The sequence below is a fragment of the Hyunsoonleella sp. J2K-J805 genome (genome assembly GCF_057167125.1).
This window is the reverse complement of sequence record NZ_CM169901.1, coordinates 1,886,424-1,908,390: the sequence shown is the minus strand read 5'-3', so window position 1 is coordinate 1,908,390 and position 21,967 is coordinate 1,886,424. Positions and strand designations below refer to the sequence as shown.

The window sequence follows — 21,967 nt, the reverse complement described above, 5'->3', positions numbered from 1 at the left end:
ATATGCTGTATCTCAAAATTATAGCCAGACTTTAATTATATTTAGTTTCAAAACAAACCGCTAAAACCTCTACAAACCTTGAAAATCAAAAAAGTACTTGTTGCCAATCGTGGCGAAATCGCCATTAGAATTTTTAGAGCTTGCACAGAAATAAATATCAAAACCATTGGTATTTATACTTTTGAAGACCGCTATTCCTTGCACAGATACAAATCTGATGAATCTTATCAAATAGGTGAAGATAACGAACCCTTAAAACCCTATTTAGATATTAAGGGTATTATAAATATAGCCATTAGCAATGGCGCAGATGCCATACACCCTGGTTATGGTTTTTTATCTGAAAATGCAGATTTTGCGCAAGCTTGTGAAGACAATGGTATTATTTTTATTGGCCCTAAAGTTTCTGTTTTAAGAGCTTTGGGGGATAAAATTACTGCAAAACAAGTTGCTGTAGACAATAACATTCCTATTATTAGAAGTAACGAAAACCCTTTGAAGGATATTAATGTAGCGATATCTGAAGCAAAAAAAATCGGCTATCCTATTATGCTTAAAGCGGCCTCTGGTGGTGGTGGTAGAGGGATGCGTGTCATTAGAAAGGAAGAAGAATTAAAAGGTGCGTTTAACGAAAGTAAGCGTGAAGCTTTAAATGCTTTTGGAGATGATACGGTGTTTTTAGAAAAGTTTGTAGAAAACCCAAAGCACATAGAGATCCAAATTGTTGCAGACAGCCATGGTACGATGGTACATTTGTTTGAGCGAGATTGTTCCGTACAACGACGTTATCAAAAAGTAATTGAATTTGCACCTTCTTACGGCTTAAAAGAGGAAACCAAAAATGCGCTATACGAATACGCATTAAAAATATGTAAAGCTGTTAATTACAATAACATTGGTACCGTTGAATTTTTGGTAGATGATGATGACTCCATTTATTTTATTGAAGTAAACCCAAGAGTTCAGGTAGAGCATACAGTTACTGAGGTTATCACTAATATTGATTTAATAAAAACTCAAATTTTTATTGCTGGTGATTATAAGTTATCTGATGAGCAAATAAAAATATCTAGTCAAGAATCCTTGAAAATCAATGGATTTGCATTACAATGCCGCGTCACTACTGAAGACCCTCAAAACGATTTTAAACCTGATTACGGCACCGTTTCCGCTTACCGAAGCGCTTCTGGTTTTGGTATTCGATTAGATGCGGGAAGCATATATCAAGGTGCAAAAATATCACCTTTCTTTGATTCCATGTTGGTAAAAGTTACTGCGCATGGCAGGACTCTAGATGGCGCTAGTAGAAAAATACGTCGGGCATTAGCAGAATTTAGAATTAGGGGAGTAAAAACCAACATGCCGTTTCTTGACAACATCTTAAAACATGATACATTTAGACAGGGTAAAGTAACCGTTAATTTCATAAAATCCAATCCAGATTTATTTGTTTTTAAAGCGCCCAGAAATAGAGCTACAAAGTTAATAACCTATCTCGGAGACGTTATTGTTAATGGTAACCCTGATGTTAAAAAGACAGACCCTTCAAAAACATTTGTAACACCAAAAGTACCTAAGTTTGATGCTAGTGCACCATACAAAGAAGGCACAAAAAACCTGCTAACAAAATTAGGGCCAGAACAATTTTCGCAATGGTTACTAAAAGAAAAGAAAGTACACTTTACAGATACTACCATGCGCGATGCTCATCAGAGTTTATTGGCTACACGTATGAGAACCTATGATATGCTGAAAGTAGCGGAGGGTTATGCCAAAAACCATCCTGATATTTTTAGTATGGAAGTTTGGGGCGGTGCCACCTTTGATGTTTGCTTAAGATTTCTTCAAGAAAACCCATGGGAACGATTACGATTGTTACGAAAAGCTATGCCCAATTTACTTCTACAAATGTTAATTAGAGGCTCTAATGGCGTGGGATACAAAGCATATTCAGACAATCTAATAGGCGAATTTGTAGAGCAATCATGGGAAAACGGTGTAGATGTCTTTAGGATTTTTGATTCGCTTAACTGGATGAAGTCTTTAGGCCCATGTATTGAACATGTAAGAACCAGAACGCAAGGTTTAGCAGAAGGTTCAATATGCTATACCAATGATATTTTAAACCCCGAAAACACTAAGTATAATTTAAAATACTACGTTAATCTTGCAAAAGAGATTGAAAATGCTGGGGCTCATATTTTAGGCGTAAAAGACATGGCAGGCTTATTAAAACCGTATGCTGCGTTTGAGCTTATTTCTGCCCTAAAATCAGAACTCAATATCCCTGTGCATTTGCACACACACGATACCTCATCCATTCAATCGGCTACTTACTTAAAAGCTATCGAAGCTGGTGTTGATGTCGTTGATGTTGCTCTAGGCGGATTATCTGGCTTAACGTCGCAACCTAACTTTAATTCGCTGGTTGAAATGTTGAAATTTCAAGATAGAGCCAGTGATATTAACATAGATTCCTTGAACCAATACTCAAATTATTGGGAAGCCGTAAGAGAATATTATTACCCATTTGAGTCTGGTTTAAAATCTGGTTCTGGAGAGGTATATAAGCACGAAATTCCCGGAGGGCAATACTCCAACTTAAAACCTCAAGCACAAGGTTTAGGGCTTGAAGATCGCTTTCATGAAATCACGAAAATGTACGGAGAGGTGAACCAACTTTTTGGAGATATCGTTAAAGTAACGCCAAGTTCAAAAGTAGTTGGAGACATGGCACAATATTTAGTGAGTAATAATTTAACTATTGAAGATGTAATTGAACGTGGAGACACCATTTCCTTTCCGCAATCTGTGGTAGATTTGTTTAAAGGTGAGTTGGGGCAACCCGTTGGCGGTTTCCCTAAAAAACTCCAAAAGCTTATTTTAAAAGATCAAAAACCGTATTCAGATCGCCCTAATGCCCATATTCCGCCTTTAGATATTGAAAAAGAATACCTAGCCTTTAGGAAGATATTTGAACATGATTTAAGCAGAACTATAGATTTCACTGACTTCTTATCCTATCAACTTTATCCTAAGGTATTTACAGATGCTTACAATAAGCATTTAAAGTATGACAACCTTATGAATCTTCCCACTAAAAACTTCTTCTACGGTATGGAAATAGGTGAAGAAATTATTGTAAATCTAGACAAAGGAAAAACACTATTGGTTACTTTAGATTCTATTGGAAAAGCAAATAACGACGGTATGGTGACCGTATATTTTAAAGTAAACGGACAAGGGAGAAGTGTAGAAATTAAAGATGCTTCTATCAAAATAGATAAAATTGAGAATGTAAAAGCAGATAAGGCAGATGCAAATCAAATAGGTGCACCATTGCAAGGTATGCTTTCTACAATTCTGGTGAAACGCGGTGAAAAAGTGGTAAAAAATCAACCATTATTTATTATTGAAGCCATGAAAATGGAAACTACGATTACCGCCACTTCTGATGCAACTGTAAAGAAAATTGTTTTAAAATCAGGGTATATGGTTAATGCCGATGATTTGGTAGTAGTCTTAGAATAATAAGATGTGAAAAAATGATCTCGCCTTTGGGCGAGATTATTTCAACTTAGAATTTCTACAAAAAAATTATATCTCTGTAGAAATTAGTCTCACTAAAAATACTGACCAATACCGAAAACAAAACCTTTAGTAGAGTTTTCAGTAATACCATAGCCGTAATCTATTCTAAAAATGGCGTTGTAGATTTTCTTATGAATAAAGCGCAACCCTAACCCAGGATATATTTTTAAATTGTCTTTTTTACTGAAATCACCAAAATCACCTCCAGGGTTTCGCCATGTGCCTGCATCGATAAATGCATTGCCTTGAAGCACAAACCAGTTTTTTTCATATAACGTATGCCTATATTCAGTGTTAATAACAATTACACCCGTACCTCTATCAATGGTATTACCAACACCACGAATGTTTAAATTATTATCTACTGAAAATGGCGCAAAAGGGGTATCATCATTTGTGGAAAGCCCCATGCGCAGTCTATTAGCCCAATTCCCCCTTTCTCCTATACGCTTGAAATAGAAAAAATCATTCCAGCCGATAAAAAAATCAGGAAGCATATCGTTTGTAGACGTTACATATTGAAAGTTAAAAATACTTCTAAATCCTGAGACGAAATGATAAAAATAATCCAGATTATTATACTCGTAAATCCCTTTCGCTAGCCATTTATGGACGTTTAATTCTGGCCTGTTATTTATATTTTCTCCTCTAAATCTATAATCTTCAGTAAAATAGTTTACACCAAATTCCAGTCTATTATGAAAATCAAATCTATGCAAACCTAGTATTTCATAACTCTTATTGTTGTATCTATACTGTGCTGTTTCGTTATCGAAAAATACAGGCTCAAGTGTTGTTAAATCCTGATAATTTACGGCCAACCCCCATCGCCGTGAAAAGAGAAAAGGCGCTCTAAGATTAATGGCATAAGAATCATAAATATCTTTTTGATAAAACCCTCCAATAATAATGTTGTTTCCAAAGGCGTTAAATTCATACAACCCCAAACGGTATGCAAATTCGTCTTCATCAGTGGTATAAAAATTTACGGATGGGATAAGAGTAAAGTTCTCTTCAATATTATAAAATACATTATAGGTGTTATCTCCTGCTGAAAAAACTTGGTATGAGGCATGAGATACAGAGGGTAATCTTTTTATAAGTTTAATGTCCTCTTCTATGGCTACAGAGTCTAAAGGTTCATCTGGCTTTACCACTGCAATTTTTCTCAGGAAAGACGATTTTATTTTTTCGTTTCCTTGAATTTTAAGGTCTGCAACAACTGCGTTTTGGGCAAAGGCAAAAAAGCTACAACACAGCACTAAAACATAAGTTAAATTTTTTTTCATCATTGGGCGCTAAACGATTTTGTTATTACCGAATTCACCCAATTATCCAAACTTACGTCCATTAAGGTGAAATTATAGGTATTTCCCAAAACTAAATCTGGTGGTGGTAATTGTGTGGTAACATTTAAAACCACATTGCTAGTATTATAATATTGAAACATACTTTCATAGGTATATGTTCCAGAAAGTAAATTGTCCTCTGCATCTGAAATGACCTGAAAATAAATTGCGTTAGCACCCGTAGCATTATGTTGCCATGAAAAATTTGGCATACCAGAGATGTTTTGATTTATAGCTACGGCATCTGTCCAAACTGTGGGTTTGGATTGGTGTTTAATACGAATAGGATTGGAAATTTTTATTTCCCCATCCAATTCAAAAGTGATGATCACCCATTTTTCATTGGAATTGGATTGCGTGAATTTCCCTAAATGGCCATTAAAAAAAGGGTCGCTCACTAAAAATACCTGCTTGTAATTTGTATAATCTTCGTGATCTTGCTGCGCATTTTCGGTTTCATAAAACCTAATGTTGCCGGCGTCTTCCTCTGGATAAAAAAAAGTAAGTACGTCTCCTGTATCATTATCACTTGCTGCACATGCTATAACTGCTCCTTTTTCAGCGGGTTTGCTTGAAGTATATAATTCTAAGGTTTGCTCAATGACGTCGTCAGTATCAGTGCATGACATCACCACGAAAAGACAAAGTATTAGATATCTAAGTTTACCCATTATAAATTAGTGCTTATAATAAATACGAATTATTGCTTCAACTGGTTTGTTTTGTGGCGTAAACATGGGATTATCTTCTCCTCCAACTTTTTCATGATTGATGAACCATTTCCAAACAAAACCACCTCCAAACCATTCCTCTTTCCAAAAGGTTTCGAATAGTGCTGCTGTGGTATTGTTTTGGGCTTCTAAATTAACTGCCCCCATATTTCTATCACTTTTCCACGGCTCCTTTCCAGAGAAATCTACACTTCGATATCCAAATTCTGTAAACAAAATTGGTTTGTCATATTTCACAGAAATATCCTGAATCACTTTTTTATGCGCTTTCCAACCTTCTAAGCACTCCTCAATAGTTGGTGTTTTGCTATTGCTTACGGGAAAATAGGCATCAACCCCGATAAAATCCAAATCACCCCAAAAAGGCGTCCGTTTAAACTCATCCCAATTGGCAGCGTAGGTTAGTTTTCCTTTGTAAATAGTTTTTATCTTTTTGATCAACGCTTTCCAAAACCGTGTTCTATTGGCTATAAAACGTTCTAATTCAGTACCGATACAAAGTATGTCGACATTAAGTTGCTGCCCTAACAGCGCATAGTCTAAAATAAATTTTGAATAGGCTTTTTCAAGTAGTTTCCAATCGGTTTCATTATCCATTTCAATATAGCCTGTGAATTCTCCACGCCACACCCAAATTTGGGGCTTTAGCATGATTTTGATGTCTTTTTTTCTAAGCTCGCCTATATATTGTGTTGCACCTTTTGAAGTTTCTCCGAACCATTGCCGTTGCGTATTGTAGATAATTTCAGGATGTTTTAAATCTCGAATAAACCCAAAAGGCATGACAGCTGCGTAATTTGCATTTACCTTTACCACGGGATTAACATGTTTTGCGCTCACTTCTGCATTGGCAGCAACAAAACTTACACCATTAATTTTTTTGGTTTGTGTGGTGCACGACTGAAAATTTATGATCAGCACAAAAAAAAGGAGCTTAAACGCTTTCATGTAATACGCTTTAAGCTCCTAATTTACTATTTATAAAATTAATTTGGCGTTACCTTCGCTCATACCTACAAGGTTTTCAAAACCTTGCAGGATCGCTTCGGTCGAGCTTTCACTACTCGCTCTCTGCGAGGAGCTCAAACATGCCGTTCAATCCCTAACGCAGTAACGTCAATTAATTTACCGTAAAAGTCTAAAACAATGCTCTTAAGCCAATGTTAAATGTTTGCCCTAAACCTGTATTTTTTCCTCTAAAGAAGTTTGAATATAAAAATTCAACATTCAGTTCTTTAGTTAATTGATACTTAGCACCACCACCAAGAATTGTGGCATTTTGACTAAAATCGTTCGCCCCCTGATCGTTTCCACCAAAGGAAATAAGCTGTAAGTGTTGTACCAAACCTAAAACCGTAAACTTAGAGCTTGGAAAATAACTTAAAAACGCTCCAGGTGTTAAGCGCAAACTGTTATAAGCAAAACTCGCTTGTTCGCCAAAGTTGTACTCTGTATTCAGTTCAGTAAATAACTGCCAATCGCCGCCTGCAAAACTGTAATCATAAAAGAATCTATTTTGAAATATAAAACCATCTTGATCTAAAAATACACCATCTTCGGTTTCATTATCAATTAATGGAATATGAAATGCGGTTTGAATAGTGAAGTTACCAACACTTTTAATAGGGTTGAATTTAATTGCTGGTGCGAATGATGTTAAACCAGAGCGTGCTGATCCTCTTTCGCCATCAAAAGAGAATACATCTAAAGCTTTTCGTCCTCCTATGACGTTAGAGCGAATTTCGAATAACAGCCCAACGTTTATATTGTTATTTTCTGAAACCCCTGTAAAGATATCTACTGAAGAGGTAAAAAATGTATTTCTATCGATATCTTGCTTTTGAGTACCTTCTTGGTTTCCGAATAAATCCTTCGTCTCTGTATATAAATTATTAAACCATTTGATGTCCCATTGTCCCTTTTTTAATAAGATTGATGGTGTGTAGGTTTGAATGACACTACGTTGTTCCTCTTCTTCTTGTGCAAATCCCGAAAATGAGATTACCATTACTACTGCTATTGCTATTATTCTTTTCATCGTTTTGATTTTTGGTTTATTAGGTGTTACTCCTTGATAGAGTAACGTATTTAAATCCGTTTTTGAGATTCCTGTCTTCGCAGGAATTTATTATTGTTTATTGATGGTCCAATCGTAAGGGAAATAACTTAGCTTCCATTTTCCCTCTAATTTTTCGGTTCTATAGTTGTTTATGAAGTCGATTTCATCCATGTCTTTAGTTTTAAAATCCTCTTTGTACCATTCCATAATTTGAGATAGTTGCACGCGACTTTTCTTTGAATTTACTTGAATGAAACTCCCGTTTATGGCTTTTTTAGTTTGCGCTTCTAATTGTGCATCTAGAGTATCGGGCAGGTAAGCCTTATTGATTAAAGGAGGACATCCCACAGCACCGCATACCAATACGAAGTGGAAACGTGCATCATTAAATTGTCCTCTTAGTAATTTGTGCTCAATATCATTTAAAGTGACGTTTTTTCCACCAATATTATGCTTTGTTTTATCAAAAAAGCCAGCATTATCCAATGGTGATTTTGTGGGGTATTTATCGATTAAGCCTTTTATTACTGACAAATTATAAGCGTTTATCCAAAAGGCTTGATAGTTTTTGGCATCGCTTTTTTCTACTGAAATGCCTTGGGCTAGTTTTAATACGTCTTGTAATTGTGATGGGTCTTTATGAATTTTATCATAAGCTACTCTACCGTTTGCAACGTTTGCTTTAAAAAAGGCATCTGCTTTACTAAAGAATGTATTTAAGTCTTGTGCTTTTACAGAAAATGCTGCTGAAACAAAAGCGATTAAAAGGATATATTTTTTCATTTTTGAATGATTTGAATTTTCGATTTCTTAACCCTAAGTCTGCCTTATTTCAAGAAACTTTCAAAAAAACAACAAATTTTTCGCGTCTTGCGGTTGTGCAATTCCTTACAAGGGTAAATCTATTTAAACTTGTTCTAAATTAAAACCGTGTGTTAAGTTCTTATCTTTAGATGCGACCTATGTAGGGCAACCTAGTTGTTGCAAACACAAATTGTTTGTGGCAAGTACACCCGCGTTAGGGATTGCAGCGGCATCCTTTTTGCGAAGTTATAGTAACTAGAAAGTTACATTGATACTGAAATTATCTTAAACGGATGAGATCTTGAAACGAGTTCGGGACGCTTCGCGAAAAGATATAGCGGAAAGCCCGACCACGCCAGAGCGTGGGAACGCCCAAACACTTAAAACGTAAACTAACAACCAAATTATGGATCATGTAGTTATAATAGGAAACGGTATTTCTGGCGTTACGGCGGCCAGACATATTAGAAAACTTTCCGATAAAAAAATCACCATTGTTTCTGCTGAAACTGATTATTTCTTTTCCCGTACGGCGTTGATGTATGTATATATGGGGCACATGAAATTTGAGCATACGCAACCGTATGAAAATTGGTTTTGGAAGAAAAACAGGATTGCCCTAAAAAAGGGGTATGTAAAGGAAATTGAAACCTCAACCAAAACCTTGCATTTTGCTGATGGCGACACGTTGCAATATGATACATTGATTATCGCTACGGGCAGTAAACCCAATAAATTTGGGTGGCCTGGGCAAGATTTGGATGGTGTTATGGGGATGTACCATAAGCAAGATTTGGAGAATCTTGAAAAATATGCACCAAATAATAAAGTATGTAAAAGGGCTGTAATTGTTGGTGGTGGTTTAATTGGTATTGAGTTGGCTGAAATGCTACATTCTAGACATATTCCAGTAACCTTTTTAGTGAGAGAACCTAGTTTTTGGAATGGTGTTTTACCAGAAGCTGAAAGTGCTATGATTAATCGCGAAATTATTGCCAATGGTATTGATTTAAGGCTTTCTACAAACCTCCGAGAGATTGTGGCTGATGAAAACGGACAGGTAAAATCTGTGATTATAGAGGAAACTGGTGAAGAAATTACATGTAATGTGGTCGGTTTAACGGCAGGCGTTTCTCCAAATATTGATTTTATAAAAGACTCTGGAATTGAAACGGGGCGTGGTGTAAAGGTGAATCGATTTTTGGAAACTAATGTTGAAGATGTATACGCCATAGGTGATTGTGCAGAACAGCATGAAGGCATAGACCAACGTAGACCCATTGAAGCCGTTTGGTACACGGGCAGAATGATGGGAGAAACTGTGGCGCAAACCATTTGTGGTAATCGCATTCAATACAAACCGGGACATTGGTTTAACTCTGCTAAATTTATGGATATTGAATACCAAACTTATGGTTGGGTTTGGGCGCAACCTCGCGATAACGAAGCGCGTTTTTATTGGGAGCATGCCGACGGCAACAAGTGTATCCACATCAATTATGATAAGAATACGCGCGAATTTATTGGGATTAACACCTTTGGAATTCGTATGCGTCATGAGTTTTTTGATGGCGTTTTGAACGAAAAGCAATCGGTAGATTATGTATTAGAGCATTTGGCCGATGCCAATTTTGACCCCGAATTTTATAAACTTCACGAACGGGATATCGTTTCAAAATTTAACGAAGAGAATAACACTAACATACAGCTGAAAAAGAAAAGCTGGAAACGCATTTTTGCTTAAAAAGAATTGGATATGAAAATTTTAAAACAATTAGGATTAGTCTTATTCATTATAGGTTTAAGCATTTTTACAGGATCCCTTTTTACAGGTAGTTTTAGTTTATCTGAAGCTCAGTTAAATGAATTTATCACTTCTAAAGGTTACAAAAGCGACATTATTAAAGATGAGTTGCATAAGGCAGTAGTAACGGCAGAAGACCTAAATATTTTTGAGTTTTCAAGTCGTGTTAGAGGTGCTTACGAAGCTTCTAACAACCACTACAATGACTTAATCGCTAAATATGATGCAGAGAAGAATTGGGATAAAAAAGGTGAGCATTACCAATATCTTATTTATGGAAAACCCCATACTTTGAGTTATGAGCTGGCTAAAAAAGCTGGTTCTGGTTTTGTAAAGGAGAATGCAGGTTTGTTATGGTGGCTCACTTTTGGATTAGCAATAATTGGGGCATTACTATTTATTTTACCTAATCTTATTTTATTGGGCAGACCAGGTATTAAACATAACGGTATTTATCATGAAGCGAGTACCAATCGTGGTTGGATTGCGTGGTTAGTATTGATATACCTGGTGATGTTCTATCTACTATTGTATTTTATGCCAGATTATGTGGTGAACTGGACTTACATTTTAGACCCCATTAGTACGTTTTTAAATGGAGGGTCCGCAAGTCAGTGGTTTGTGTATGGATTTCTGTATTGTGTTATTATGTTGGTAATGGCAGTGCGTATGTACATAAAATATAGACATAATAAGTACCAAATTATTCGTACTACATCCGTATTGTTTTTTCAGATAGTTTTTGCATTTCTCATTCCAGAAATCATGACAAGTTTAAACATGCCTGGATACGATTTTAAAAATGCATTTCCTTTAGATTATGATTTCTTTTTTGAATGGAATTTAGAGAGCTTGAGAGAAAGCGGTGCTGTCGGACTTTTTATATTAGTTTGGGGTGTTGTATTAACTATAGTTATTGTACCCGTAATGGTGTATTTCTTCGGAAAAAGATGGTATTGTTCATGGGTTTGTGGTTGTGGAGGTTTGGCCGAAACTCTAGGAGATCCTTACAGACAACATTCTAATAAAAGCTTGAATGCATGGAAATTGGAGCGCTGGTTGATTCATTCTGTTTTAGTGTTTTCGTTAGTAATGACTTTGGTTACATTATACTGCTATTTTTCAGGTGCTGAGGCATTTTTAGGTATCAAATCACAATGGATAAAAGACACCTATAGTTTCCTGATTGGTGCATGGTTTGCAGGTGTAATTGGCACAGGGTTTTATCCTATTTTTGGGAATAGAGTTTGGTGTCGTTTTGGCTGCCCGTTAGCGGCATACTTAGGTTTGGTGCAACGTTTTAAGTCTCGATTTAGAATTACAACTAATGGCGGACAATGTATTTCCTGCGGAAATTGTTCAACCTATTGCGAGCAAGGAATTGATGTGCGTGCTTATGCACAAAAGGGTGAAAATATTGTAAGAGCTAGTTGTGTGGGTTGCGGTGTGTGTTCTGCGGTTTGTCCAAGAGGTGTTTTAAAATTGGAAAATGGTCCAGAAAAAGGCCGTATTAATCCTACTGAAATATTACTTGGGAATGATGTGGACTTGATGGATTTAGTGAATCAAAAATAGGGTGTCAACAATCTAAAATTAAAATGAAACACTTATTTCTTCTAGTAATAGTTTTATTAAGTTTCAAGGTTTACTCGCAAAAAATCTATCAAAAATTATATTATGAAAACGGTAGTTTGAAAACTGAAGGTTGGGTAGACAAAAACATAAAAGTTAAATATTGGACGTTTTACTATAAAAACGGAAAGGTTAAAAAAGAAGGGCATTACAAAAATGATAAACCCATAAAGTATTGGTATTTTTACCGCGAAAATGGCACAAAGGAAAGTGAAGGGCATTTTCAAGACGGCAAAAAGAATGATTGGTGGTTGTTTTATGATGATATGGAGAAAATTAATCATAAATGTCAGCTAAAGAATAATCAAAAAAACGGCTATTGCTTGATGTATAGAAATGAAAAGCTAGTTTCAGCTAAAAAATTTAAAAACGGAAAGCAGATAAAAGAGTGGACGGACTTCAGCAGTTTTAGAAAAGAAAATAACTTGAACGACCTTAAATGACCAGAATAAACGTCATTATTCCAGCATACAACGAAGCAGATTCTATAGCTAATGTTATTAACGATATTCCGTCAACGGTAGATGACATTATTGTGGTAAGTAATAATTCCAGTGACGCTACCGAGGCCAACGCAGAAAAAGCAGGAGCAACTGTTTTAACCGAGAACCGAAAGGGTTATGGTTACGCTTGCCTAAAGGGGATAAATTATGTTTCAAAAAAAACCGAGAAACCAGATATTATAGTGTTTTTAGATGGGGATTACAGCGACTACCCTGAAGAACTCACCAAAATAGTAGCTCCTATTATAGAAGATGATATGGACTTTGTAATTGGAGCACGTGTTAAACAACTGAGAGAAGAGGGCTCCATGACTGTACCACAAATTTTTGGCAATTGGTTAGCAACCTCCCTAATGAAACTGTTCTTTAGGGCAACATTTACAGATTTAGGACCGTTTAGAGCTATAAAATACGATAAGTTGCTAGCGCTTAACATGGAAGATAAAACCTATGGTTGGACCGTAGAGATGCAATTAAAGGCTGTAAAGCAAAACCTAAGTTATACCGAAGTGCCTGTAAACTATAGAAATAGAATTGGTGTATCAAAAGTTTCAGGAACCGTAAAAGGTGCTATATTTGCAGGCATAAAAATACTGGGTTGGATTTTTAAATACAGTATCAAATAATGTATATAGAAACTGTAATAATTGTTATTTATACCATTGCGCTGCTGCTTATTTTTATGTACGCTTTAGCTCAGCTTAATTTATTATTCAATTATTTATCTGCTCAAAAAGACTGCGATGACTGCGAAGTATTCGATTTGTCTAATCCTGATGAAATCCCACATGTTACGATTCAGTTACCCGTTTACAACGAAATGTATGTTATGGAACGTTTGCTGGATAATATTGCCAAAATAGACTACCCAAAGGATAAATTAGAGATTCAGGTTTTAGATGATTCTACTGATGAAACTATTGAAACTACAAGGGCTCATATTGAACAACTTCAAAACAAAGGGCTGGATATTCAACATATTACCAGAAAAATAAGAACAGGTTTTAAGGCTGGTGCATTAAAAGAAGGGTTGAAAACTGCTAAAGGTGAGTTTGTTGCCATTTTTGATTCTGATTTTCTGCCCAAACCAGATTGGTTAAAGCATACCGTACCTTATTTTAAGAATAAGGACATTGGTGTTGTACAAACAAGATGGGGTCACATAAATCGAAACTTTTCTGTACTAACCAAAATTCAGGCTTTTGCTTTAGATGCTCATTTTACGCTAGAGCAGGTAGGAAGAAATAGTAAAGGGCATTTTATTAACTTCAATGGTACAGCGGGAATTTGGAGAAAAGAATGCATACTAGATGCAGGTAATTGGGAAGGTGATACACTTACTGAAGATTTGGATTTAAGTTACCGCGCACAACTTAAAAACTGGAAGTTTAAATATCTAGAAGATGTAGAAACACCAGCAGAATTGCCAATTGTGATTAGTGCTGCACGTTCTCAACAATTTAGATGGAATAAAGGGGGAGCGGAGAACTTTAGGAAAATGCTTTGGCGCGTGTTAAAAAACGAAAATATTTCTGTTAAAACGAAAGTGCATGGGCTACTACATTTACTTAATAGTACTATGTTTTTAAACATACTTATAGTAGCCGTTTTAAGTATTCCTATGCTCTACATAAAAAATGAATATACACATTTAAAGCCCTACTTTTATGTGATGAGTTTTTTCGTGATAAGCACAGTAATATTTTTTATTTGTTATTGGATTATGTACAAACGCACCTATGGTGGAGGTGTCCAAAATTTCATGAATTATATAGGTATGTTTTTTGTGTTTTTCTCAATAGCAATGGGCTTTTCATTGCACAACTCTATTGCTGTTTTGGAGGGGCATTTAGGCAAGAAAAGTGAGTTTGTACGCACTCCAAAATTCAACCTAAAAAAATATAAAGACAACTGGAAGAACAATAAGTATATTAAACGTAATGTTTCCGTACATGTTATTTTTGAGGGTCTATTAATGACTTATTTCGGATTTGGTATGTACAGTGCTTTTATTGTAGGGGATCAAGGAGGCGACTTCGGGTTATTTCCATTTCACTTAATGCTTTTTGTTGGTTTTGGATATGTATTTTTTAAGTCCCTAGCGTCTAAAGTTTAGGGCTTTTTAGTATCTATTTTTTGGGCGTTACCACAAGGGTCGGGCTATCCGTTACAAGTCCTCGCACCTCCTACCTCGGGCTGTGTGCTATCCACTACTATCCCTAACGCAGGTATGTTTGCTAAATGATAGGCTTAAGCAGATAAAATGATGATTTTTTGGGGAGGTTCGTTTAATGTTTCGCGGATATGAAATCGTTTTAATGTTTTATATCCGACGTTAAACGAAGGTAGCAGATTTTTTTACAAAATCAAGTGAGTTCCTTTTATAAAAAGCAACAAACAAATAGTATTATATTTGCTCATGCTTTTAAACCCTACGTTTTTAAAACTTAATAAAGCACCATTACTCATGGTGTTATTAAGCGCATTATTCTATTGGGCTTTTGCATACAATTTAGTGAGAACAGACTATATAAAACTCATTACACTTTATAGTGCTTTGTTCTTTTTATTCTACAAATTAGTACAGTATTGTAAAAGTAATATTCAATTTTTAACCTACTTAGCGTTCGGGTTTCGAGCCCTTTTTATTTTAGCCATACCTAACCTCTCACAAGATTTTTACCGCTTCATTTGGGATGGACGCATGATTATTGAAGGATTTAACCCCTATTTATACACCGTTGAGTCCTTTATTAGTCGTGGAGAATTTCCAGTGGCACAAGCTCAAGAATTAAGAGAAGGCATGGGTACATTAAATGCAAGCCATTACACCAATTACCCACCAATAAATCAGCTTTGTTTTATTGTTGCGGGTCTGTTTGCTGGTAAAAGTATTCTAGGGTCGGTAGTGGTTATGAGATTACTAATAATAGCTGCTGATTTTGGCACTTTACATTTTGGAAAAAAACTGTTAGAAAGACTTAATATTCCAACTCATAATATCTTCTGGTATATCCTAAATCCATTTATCATTATTGAACTCACAGGAAATCTCCATTTTGAAGGTGTGATGATTTTCTTTTTAATTTGGAGTTTGTATTTACTTTATTCAGGAAAATGGCAATTTGCTGCTGTGGTTTTAGCCCTTTCCATTTCAGTAAAACTAATTCCTTTGATTTTTTTGCCTTTATTTTTTCAGTGGTTTGTTTTGCAGAAATCAGCGCATGATAATAAAACAAATAAAACACCCCTAAAGTCCCCTCAAGGGGACATTGCTAACGTCTCTGCGAATAATGTGCCGTTATTCGATTTAGCTAAAGAAGAAGATGATGATGAAGAGGAGGTCGCTTCCTTGCTAACACCTCAAAACAGCAAAACTTCAAAAGGGATTCTTTCATTCGCAGGAATAAAAAAACTCATTGGATTTTACACCATAGTCATCATTACCACGCTCCTACTTTTTGCACCATTTTATTCATCTCAATTTATAAACAACTATTCGCAAACCGTAGCACTTTGGTTTCAAAACTTCGAGTTTAACGGAAGTCTATATTACATCGCTCGAGAAATTGGATACACCTTTAGAGGGTATAATGAAATTGCAATTATCGGAAAAGCATCAGCTATAATTGTAATTATATGTGTTTTAATCATTACCTTTTTTAGAAGCAATAAAACACCCTTAGAGCTTGTTACAGCAATGCTATTGGTGTTGTCGTTTTATTATTTTACAACGACTACAGTGCATCCTTGGTACGTGGCTACGCTTTTAATACTATCTGTGTTTACTAAATACAAATTCCCTTTAGTTTGGAGCTTTGTTATTATACTAAGTTATTTGGCATACATAAACCTTAATAAAGCTGATAAATCTGAAAATCTTTGGGTAATTGCTCTGGAATATACAGCTGTTTATGCTGTATTTATATGGGAAGTATTCATAAAAAAAGCCCCCAAAACCTTGAGAGCCTGATATATTATCTAGCTTTAGTATTCTTATACCATTTATGATTTGAAATTACTGTAAAAGAAATTGATTGTTTTTTTCTTGATATAAAAAAAATAAAGCATAGCCTTAGTTACGGTTTCTTTTTATACTGATGTAGAAAGGAAAAAGGGGTAATTTATTATGGTAATTTCAAGCTGTAAATGGTATTAGAGTTTTTCTAACATGGTTATGGTATTCACTTCATCCTCGTCATCCATATTGTTCTCATCCTTCGATACTTTGATTTCCCTACTAAAAGTTACCTTAAATTTTGTACCTACAAAAGTATCGGCATTCAAATCAAATAAGCTTAACGCAGGTTCTTCAATTTTCTGAAACGTAAGCGTATACTCTTCTCCATCCTTTCCTTTAGAAATAAAATTATAGCCGTAATCCTCTCTACCATCATAGGTGGCGTATACTATTAAGCCTTCTTGGGCTTGAATCTTCAATACTTCATTATTTGAAGTTTCCACTATTTTAAAACTTGATAATGACAAAAATGCCATCATAAATCCAATTATAACAATTAATCTTTGTGTTTTCATATCTTATTACTTTGTTTTACATTTAAAAAAACTAATGACTTTAAGTGAATTTGTCACAAAACCACTTAGTAATCAACTAATTAAATATACGTTAATTCCTGTAAATTGTTGTATTTAACTGAATATTTTTTCTACGAACAGGTCAATCACCTCAATTACAATTAAAATAATGATAATCCATTCTAACCGACTACTTTCCTTGTGATCCATGATATCCTTAAATAGTTCAAGGTTTTCCTTAATGATTTCGATACGATCGTGAATCAGTCGATATCTATCTTTTAAATCGAAAGCTAATTTTAAATCTTGGTTCAGTTTGTTAAGTTTTTCATTTTCCTAAACAATATCTGGGGCATCAAAAATATAAAGGTTCTCTGAAATCTTATTTTTAATATTTAAGACTTTCCCGATGAATCGCTTCAATTTATGACCAGAAATATCCAATTTTCCATTCCTTTCTAAATACATAGTATGCGAATTAGTATCTTTGAGCAAAGTTTCTGTAATTTCGGAATATCTTTGAAGCGCTACAGATTGTGAGGTATTCAATATCACCAAGCGTATCATTTCTTCATCTAATTCTGGCAATACAATACTGTCAAATTGAACCTTGATTACATTGGGCTCAATGATAACTTCAACCGATTCTGATAATCGGTCGGCAAAATAATCCGTACAAAACGGCTGCATTAACCCTATTGCATTTTTTATTTCACTATTGGTCATATTAAAAAAACCCGCCATACCATATTGAAAGAGGTAAACGAATTTTTCGTTTGAACTTTTATAGTAAAGTTCGTCGCTATCTTGAAACATCAATTGCCACGGCAATTCTTGTTTAGCTGCTTTTAAATTGATAGCACCAGCTACTTGGTAAGCAACTACCTTAAACATTTTATAATATGTAAAGTGTCTTTAAAGAGGTTTTAAACTTTCAACTCGGTAAATAGGATCATCGTCATCACCATCTTCAACAAAAGTAATCCTGAAATCCTTATCCACTAAGCTTTTATCGTTTTTTAAATCGAATTGTTTTAAAACGCGAGGGTGCACTTCTTCAAAAGCTAGCTCCTCACCATTTTCAAACCAAAATGTGTAATAACCGTTTTTGTAAGACTTAAAAGCGGCTGTTCTCATGTTATAAATTATAAAGTATTAATCGTCGTTATCATCTTCTGGATCTTCGTCCATGTTTGGAGGCTGTACTGCTTCTGGATCATCATCATCAAAATCTTCATAGTCATCTTCATCATAATTCTCCATGGTCACTTCTAGTTTTGTACTTACTTTTACTAAATATTTGGTATCTTCTGTAATGATTTCAACAGCTTCTATTAATTCATTATGTTGATTCTTGAAAGACACAATATCATCATCATCATAACCATCAGGATATTTATCTACTAACATTGCCAGAATTTCTGGTGTTAGCTTTTTAAAATCGACGATTACACGTTTTAAATTATCATTTCTATTTTTCATTTTTATTTAGTTGGGGTTATAGTTGTTATAAAGATAATATTTATGATTATTTAACACGAATAACATCGTAAAAATCTTTTCTTCTGTCTTTAAGATTTTTTACAGCACCAAAGGAATGTAATTCTCTCAATAAACTAATATCTACATCTGCTACTAATATCATTTCAGTATTTGGCGTTGCCTCTGCTTTAATACCATTACTAGGAAATGAAAAGTCACAAGGTGTAAATACGGCAGATTGCGCATATTGAATATCCATATTATTCACATTAGGCAAATTACCAACACTTCCTGCAATAGCAACATAACATTCATTTTCTATAGCTCTTGCCTGAGCACACAAACGCACTCTTGAATAACCGTTTTGGGTATCTGTTAAAAAAGGCACAAATAATATATCCATACCTTCATCTGCTAAAAGTCTTGATAATTCGGGAAACTCTGAATCATAACAAATTAAAACACCTATTTTACCACAATCTGTATCAAAAGCTTTTAATTTATTTCCCTTTTGCATGCCCCACACTTTTGCTTCATCCGGGGTAACATGAATTTTTTCATAGCGCTCTATGCTTCCGTCTCTCTTACATAAGTAGCCTACATTGTATAGCTTGTCATCTATAACCTCAGGCATACTACCAGAAATAATATTGATGTTATAGCTTATAGAAAACTCTTTTAACTTATCAACTATTTGATTAGTAAATTTAGCTAACTCACGTATGGCCTCTGGTTCATGCAAATGATTAAACTCTGCCATTAATGGCGCATTGAAAAATTCCGGCAAAAGTGCAAAATCTGATCTGTATGCTGCAACACTATCTATAAAATACTCTACCTGTTGCATTAATGCATCAAAATCTTTGTAGGTTCTCATTTGCCATTGTATTAAGCCCAATCGAACAATTGTTTTTACCGCACTTGCTTTTTTAGATGGTTTGGTATAGTATATATTATCCCATTCCATTAATACAGCATATTCGTTGGATGCCGAATCGCCTTCTAAATAGCCTTTTAAAATTCGTACTGGATGAAAATCATTAGAAATTTGAAAGTTTAAAACAGGATCATGAATTTCTTTTCGCTTTACCTTTTCTATATAAGCTTTTGGCGATAAATCCTTATGCTTATGATAATTTGGCATTCTACCACCAAATATAATACCTTTTAGGTTAAGGTTTTCACAAACCTCCTTTCTATAATCATACAAACGTCTTCCTAATCGTAAGCCTCTAAATTCAGGTTTTATAAAAACGTCTATGCCATACAAAACATCTCCTTTAGGATTATGTCTGTTAAAAGATTCCCCTTCAATAATATCAGCATAAGTGTGCTCATCGTCAATCGTATTATAATCTACAATTAATGATAGTGCGCATCCTGCTAATTGCCCATCAATTTTTATAACTACCTGACCTTCTGGAAAAAGTGACGTTAACTGCTCTATATGGTGTTTTTTCCAATAGGAATCTAAAACGCCACCATAAGCTTCTAACGTTGCATGTTTTAATTCTTCGTAATCGTCAACGGTTAAAAACTTTAGTTCAATATTTTCAATGTTTTCTATATTCATAATTACCAACCCAAAAGATAAGCAAAAATTAAAGGCGCAACAATAGTAGCATCACTTTCTATGATAAATTTTGGTGTATCAATGTCTAGTTTTCCCCAAGTGATTTTCTCATTTGGGACTGCTCCAGAATACGACCCATAACTGGTTGTAGAGTCTGAAATCTGACAAAAATAACTCCAAAATGGAGTATCTGTACGCTCCATATCTTGATACAACATAGGCACCACACATATAGGGAAATCGCCAGCAATACCACCACCAATTTGGAAGAAACCAATTCCTTTTGATGAATTTTCTGTGTACCAATCGGCTAAAAACGTCATGTATTCAATACCCGATTTCATGGTGCTAGCTTGCAATTCGCCTTTTAAAACATAGCTAGCAAAAATATTTCCCATCGTACTATCTTCCCAACCAGGGCAAACAATAGGCAAGTTTTTTTCTGCTGCTGCATACATCCAAGAATCTTTTACATCAATTTCATAGTACTGCTCTAAAACACCCGATAACAACATTTTATACATATATTCATGAGGTAAATAGCGTTCACCTTTAGCTTCTGCATCTTTCCAAATTTCAAAGATATGTTGTTGCAATCTTCTAAATGCCTCTTCTTCAGGAATACAAGTATCGGTAACGCGGTTTAATCCTTTTTCTAACAAATCCCATTCTTCTTGAGGTGTTAAATCTCGATAATTAGGTACTCGTTTGTAATGCGAATGTGCCACCAAATTCATGATATCTTCTTCTAAATTCGCTCCAGTACAAGAAATAATTTGCACTTTATCTTGACGAATCATTTCTGCAAAACTCTTACCTAATTCTGCGGTACTCATAGCGCCTGCTAAAGACACCAACATTTTAGCACCGTTGTTTAATTGTGCTTCATAGCCTTTTGCTGCATCTACCAAAGCGGCTGCATTAAAGTGTAAATAGTGGTGTTCTATAAATTGAGAAATTGGCCCTTTAGTAGTTGTCATCTTCAATAAATTTTAAAGTGTTCTTTTTTTGTTCTGTTTTTTGAAATGCATTATCGTATTCATCTTCGGCATCTTCATTTATAAACTTATAGCTTAACATTTTGTAATACAATTTAGCTGCTAAAAAGTCTGATGATTTTTCTTTTGAATTTGGGCATAATTCAACAATATCAAATCCTACCACATTTTTCTCTTCAAAGACTTGTTTTAAGAATTCCAAAGTTTCATACCACAATAAACCACCCGGTTCTGGAGTGCCGGTACTTGGTAAAATAGAAGGGTCGAATGCATCTAAATCGAACGTAATAAATACATTATCCGTCATTTGGTCGATAGCTGAATCCATCCAAGTATCATCCACAGCCATATCATGCGCAAAATAGGTTTTCTCTTGGTCCATAACCATTTTTTCCATGATGTCCATAGAGCGAATCCCCACTTGAATTAGATTGGTGTTTTGGCTCGCTTCATATACCGCACAAGCGTGGTTACAAGTAGAACCTTCGTAAGATTGACGTAAATCTGCATGCGCATCAATATGTAACACCGTTAAATTTGGGTACATCTCGTTAAACGCACGAATAGTACCTATAGAAATAGAATGCTCGCCTCCAAAAATGGTTACAAACTTGTTTTTCTTAATGTACTTTTTAGTGGCCTGATGTACCGCATCAACCATCGTTTCTGGCGATGCATTTTCAGTAATCGCATCGGCTAAAAACACTCCTTGTTGATACACTTCTGTATCGGTTTCAATATCATAAAGCTCCATGTTTTCTGAAGCTTCTAAAAAAGCCTGAGGCCCTTTATCAGCTCCTTTTTGCCATGTGCTAGTGCCATCATAAGGCACAGGAATTAAAACAATTTTTGCTTGTTCTAGTTTTGCTAATTCTTCTGGAATTCCAGCGTATGTCGTTTTCATT

Annotated in this window: 19 protein-coding genes; 7 read left to right on the top strand and 12 right to left on the bottom strand. The window is 35.0% G+C overall.

The genetic code is table 11. The annotated features are described in order from the left end of the window. Positions 1-78 precede the first annotated feature (78 nt). Entirely contained in the window at positions 79-3,531 is a 3,453-nt protein-coding gene (locus AC1B0Z_RS08420; RefSeq protein WP_483795211.1) for a pyruvate carboxylase, read from the top strand. 92 nt (positions 3,532-3,623) lie between these two features. Here AC1B0Z_RS08420 and AC1B0Z_RS08415 read toward each other — a convergent pair whose 3' ends face one another. The 5 genes from AC1B0Z_RS08415 to AC1B0Z_RS08395 all read right to left on the bottom strand — a co-directional run bounded on the left by AC1B0Z_RS08415 (position 3,624) and on the right by AC1B0Z_RS08395 (position 8,513). After that, positions 3,624-4,883, bottom strand: a complete 1,260-nt coding sequence (locus tag AC1B0Z_RS08415) for a POTRA domain-containing protein (protein WP_483795209.1) — start codon at positions 4,881-4,883, stop codon at positions 3,624-3,626. Continuing rightward, a complete protein-coding gene (locus tag AC1B0Z_RS08410) occupies positions 4,880-5,611 on the bottom strand; it encodes a hypothetical protein (protein WP_483795208.1) in 732 nt (243 codons plus the stop codon). Before AC1B0Z_RS08410 ends, AC1B0Z_RS08415 begins: the two co-directional genes overlap by 4 nt. Before the next feature lie 6 nt (positions 5,612-5,617). Continuing rightward, complete coding sequence (locus AC1B0Z_RS08405; protein ID WP_483795206.1) at positions 5,618-6,619, bottom strand: glycoside hydrolase family 113; 1,002 nt, start codon at positions 6,617-6,619, stop codon at positions 5,618-5,620. 190 nt (positions 6,620-6,809) lie between these two features. Then, positions 6,810-7,709, bottom strand: coding sequence for a hypothetical protein (locus AC1B0Z_RS08400; protein WP_483795205.1), 900 nt, complete (start codon positions 7,707-7,709; stop codon positions 6,810-6,812). Between the two features lie 90 nt (positions 7,710-7,799). Further along, positions 7,800-8,513: a DUF547 domain-containing protein gene (locus tag AC1B0Z_RS08395; protein ID WP_483795204.1), complete on the bottom strand. Its 714-nt coding sequence runs from the start codon at positions 8,511-8,513 to the stop codon at positions 7,800-7,802. A gap of 427 nt (positions 8,514-8,940) precedes the next feature. Here AC1B0Z_RS08395 and AC1B0Z_RS08390 point away from each other — a divergent pair, with 427 nt between their 5' ends. The 6 genes from AC1B0Z_RS08390 to AC1B0Z_RS08365 all read left to right on the top strand — a co-directional run bounded on the left by AC1B0Z_RS08390 (position 8,941) and on the right by AC1B0Z_RS08365 (position 16,446). After that, the gene (locus AC1B0Z_RS08390) at positions 8,941-10,278 is read left to right on the top strand and encodes an NAD(P)/FAD-dependent oxidoreductase (protein WP_483795202.1); all 1,338 of its coding nucleotides are present in this window, start codon (positions 8,941-8,943) and stop codon (positions 10,276-10,278) included. A 12-nt stretch (positions 10,279-10,290) separates the two neighbouring features. Beyond that, complete coding sequence (locus tag AC1B0Z_RS08385; RefSeq protein WP_483795201.1) at positions 10,291-11,913, top strand: 4Fe-4S binding protein; 1,623 nt, start codon at positions 10,291-10,293, stop codon at positions 11,911-11,913. Positions 11,914-11,936: 23 nt separating this feature from the next. Then, a complete protein-coding gene (locus AC1B0Z_RS08380) occupies positions 11,937-12,413 on the top strand; it encodes a toxin-antitoxin system YwqK family antitoxin (RefSeq protein WP_483795199.1) in 477 nt (158 codons plus the stop codon). Further along, complete coding sequence (locus AC1B0Z_RS08375) at positions 12,410-13,099, top strand: glycosyltransferase family 2 protein (protein WP_483795197.1); 690 nt, start codon at positions 12,410-12,412, stop codon at positions 13,097-13,099. Before AC1B0Z_RS08380 ends, AC1B0Z_RS08375 begins: the two co-directional genes overlap by 4 nt. Next, positions 13,099-14,589, top strand: coding sequence for a cellulose synthase family protein (locus AC1B0Z_RS08370; RefSeq protein WP_483795196.1), 1,491 nt, complete (start codon positions 13,099-13,101; stop codon positions 14,587-14,589). The genes AC1B0Z_RS08375 and AC1B0Z_RS08370 overlap by 1 nt, the downstream gene beginning before the upstream one ends. 303 nt (positions 14,590-14,892) lie before the next feature. Further along, positions 14,893-16,446: an MptA/MptB family glycosyltransferase gene (locus AC1B0Z_RS08365; protein ID WP_483795195.1), complete on the top strand. Its 1,554-nt coding sequence runs from the start codon at positions 14,893-14,895 to the stop codon at positions 16,444-16,446. A gap of 182 nt (positions 16,447-16,628) precedes the next feature. Here AC1B0Z_RS08365 and AC1B0Z_RS08360 read toward each other — a convergent pair whose 3' ends face one another. The 7 genes from AC1B0Z_RS08360 to speB form a co-directional block, all read right to left on the bottom strand. Further along, positions 16,629-17,009: a hypothetical protein gene (locus tag AC1B0Z_RS08360; RefSeq protein WP_483795194.1), complete on the bottom strand. Its 381-nt coding sequence runs from the start codon at positions 17,007-17,009 to the stop codon at positions 16,629-16,631. 336 nt (positions 17,010-17,345) lie between these two features. Beyond that, entirely contained in the window at positions 17,346-17,903 is a 558-nt protein-coding gene (locus AC1B0Z_RS08355; RefSeq protein WP_483795193.1) for an RMD1 family protein, read from the bottom strand. Between the two features lie 21 nt (positions 17,904-17,924). After that, the gene (locus AC1B0Z_RS08350) at positions 17,925-18,146 is read right to left on the bottom strand and encodes a hypothetical protein (RefSeq protein WP_483795191.1); all 222 of its coding nucleotides are present in this window, start codon (positions 18,144-18,146) and stop codon (positions 17,925-17,927) included. Positions 18,147-18,164: 18 nt separating this feature from the next. Continuing rightward, positions 18,165-18,491, bottom strand: coding sequence for a hypothetical protein (locus tag AC1B0Z_RS08345; RefSeq protein ID WP_483795190.1), 327 nt, complete (start codon positions 18,489-18,491; stop codon positions 18,165-18,167). A gap of 46 nt (positions 18,492-18,537) precedes the next feature. After that, positions 18,538-20,064: a GNAT family N-acetyltransferase gene (locus AC1B0Z_RS08340; RefSeq protein WP_483795189.1), complete on the bottom strand. Its 1,527-nt coding sequence runs from the start codon at positions 20,062-20,064 to the stop codon at positions 18,538-18,540. A gap of 2 nt (positions 20,065-20,066) precedes the next feature. Next, a complete protein-coding gene (locus tag AC1B0Z_RS08335) occupies positions 20,067-21,044 on the bottom strand; it encodes a deoxyhypusine synthase family protein (protein WP_483795188.1) in 978 nt (325 codons plus the stop codon). Beyond that, positions 21,031-21,966, bottom strand: coding sequence for an agmatinase (gene speB, locus AC1B0Z_RS08330; protein WP_483795187.1), 936 nt, complete (start codon positions 21,964-21,966; stop codon positions 21,031-21,033). Before speB ends, AC1B0Z_RS08335 begins: the two co-directional genes overlap by 14 nt. Position 21,967 lies beyond the last annotated feature (1 nt).

Excerpts from the sequence above, each read along its gene's own strand:
- AC1B0Z_RS08385 (WP_483795201.1), top strand. The coding sequence starts at position 10,291 with ATGAAAATTTTAAAACAATTAGGATTAGTCTTATTCATTATAGGTTTA.
- AC1B0Z_RS08390 (WP_483795202.1), top strand. The coding sequence starts at position 8,941 with ATGGATCATGTAGTTATAATAGGAAACGGTATTTCTGGCGTTACGGCG.
- speB (WP_483795187.1), bottom strand. The coding sequence starts at position 21,966 with ATGAAAACGACATACGCTGGAATTCCAGAAGAATTAGCAAAACTAGAA.
- AC1B0Z_RS08335 (WP_483795188.1), bottom strand. The coding sequence starts at position 21,044 with ATGACAACTACTAAAGGGCCAATTTCTCAATTTATAGAACACCACTAT.
- AC1B0Z_RS08375 (WP_483795197.1), top strand. The coding sequence starts at position 12,410 with ATGACCAGAATAAACGTCATTATTCCAGCATACAACGAAGCAGATTCT.
- AC1B0Z_RS08380 (WP_483795199.1), top strand. The coding sequence starts at position 11,937 with ATGAAACACTTATTTCTTCTAGTAATAGTTTTATTAAGTTTCAAGGTT.
- AC1B0Z_RS08345 (WP_483795190.1), bottom strand. The coding sequence starts at position 18,491 with ATGAAAAATAGAAATGATAATTTAAAACGTGTAATCGTCGATTTTAAA.
- AC1B0Z_RS08350 (WP_483795191.1), bottom strand. The coding sequence starts at position 18,146 with ATGAGAACAGCCGCTTTTAAGTCTTACAAAAACGGTTATTACACATTT.
- AC1B0Z_RS08360 (WP_483795194.1), bottom strand. The coding sequence starts at position 17,009 with ATGAAAACACAAAGATTAATTGTTATAATTGGATTTATGATGGCATTT.
- AC1B0Z_RS08365 (WP_483795195.1), top strand. The coding sequence starts at position 14,893 with ATGCTTTTAAACCCTACGTTTTTAAAACTTAATAAAGCACCATTACTC.
- AC1B0Z_RS08410 (WP_483795208.1), bottom strand. The coding sequence starts at position 5,611 with ATGGGTAAACTTAGATATCTAATACTTTGTCTTTTCGTGGTGATGTCA.
- AC1B0Z_RS08395 (WP_483795204.1), bottom strand. The coding sequence starts at position 8,513 with ATGAAAAAATATATCCTTTTAATCGCTTTTGTTTCAGCAGCATTTTCT.
- AC1B0Z_RS08355 (WP_483795193.1), bottom strand. The coding sequence starts at position 17,903 with ATGTTTAAGGTAGTTGCTTACCAAGTAGCTGGTGCTATCAATTTAAAA.
- AC1B0Z_RS08370 (WP_483795196.1), top strand. The coding sequence starts at position 13,099 with ATGTATATAGAAACTGTAATAATTGTTATTTATACCATTGCGCTGCTG.
- AC1B0Z_RS08400 (WP_483795205.1), bottom strand. The coding sequence starts at position 7,709 with ATGAAAAGAATAATAGCAATAGCAGTAGTAATGGTAATCTCATTTTCG.
- AC1B0Z_RS08415 (WP_483795209.1), bottom strand. The coding sequence starts at position 4,883 with ATGATGAAAAAAAATTTAACTTATGTTTTAGTGCTGTGTTGTAGCTTT.
- AC1B0Z_RS08405 (WP_483795206.1), bottom strand. The coding sequence starts at position 6,619 with ATGAAAGCGTTTAAGCTCCTTTTTTTTGTGCTGATCATAAATTTTCAG.
- AC1B0Z_RS08340 (WP_483795189.1), bottom strand. The coding sequence starts at position 20,064 with ATGAATATAGAAAACATTGAAAATATTGAACTAAAGTTTTTAACCGTT.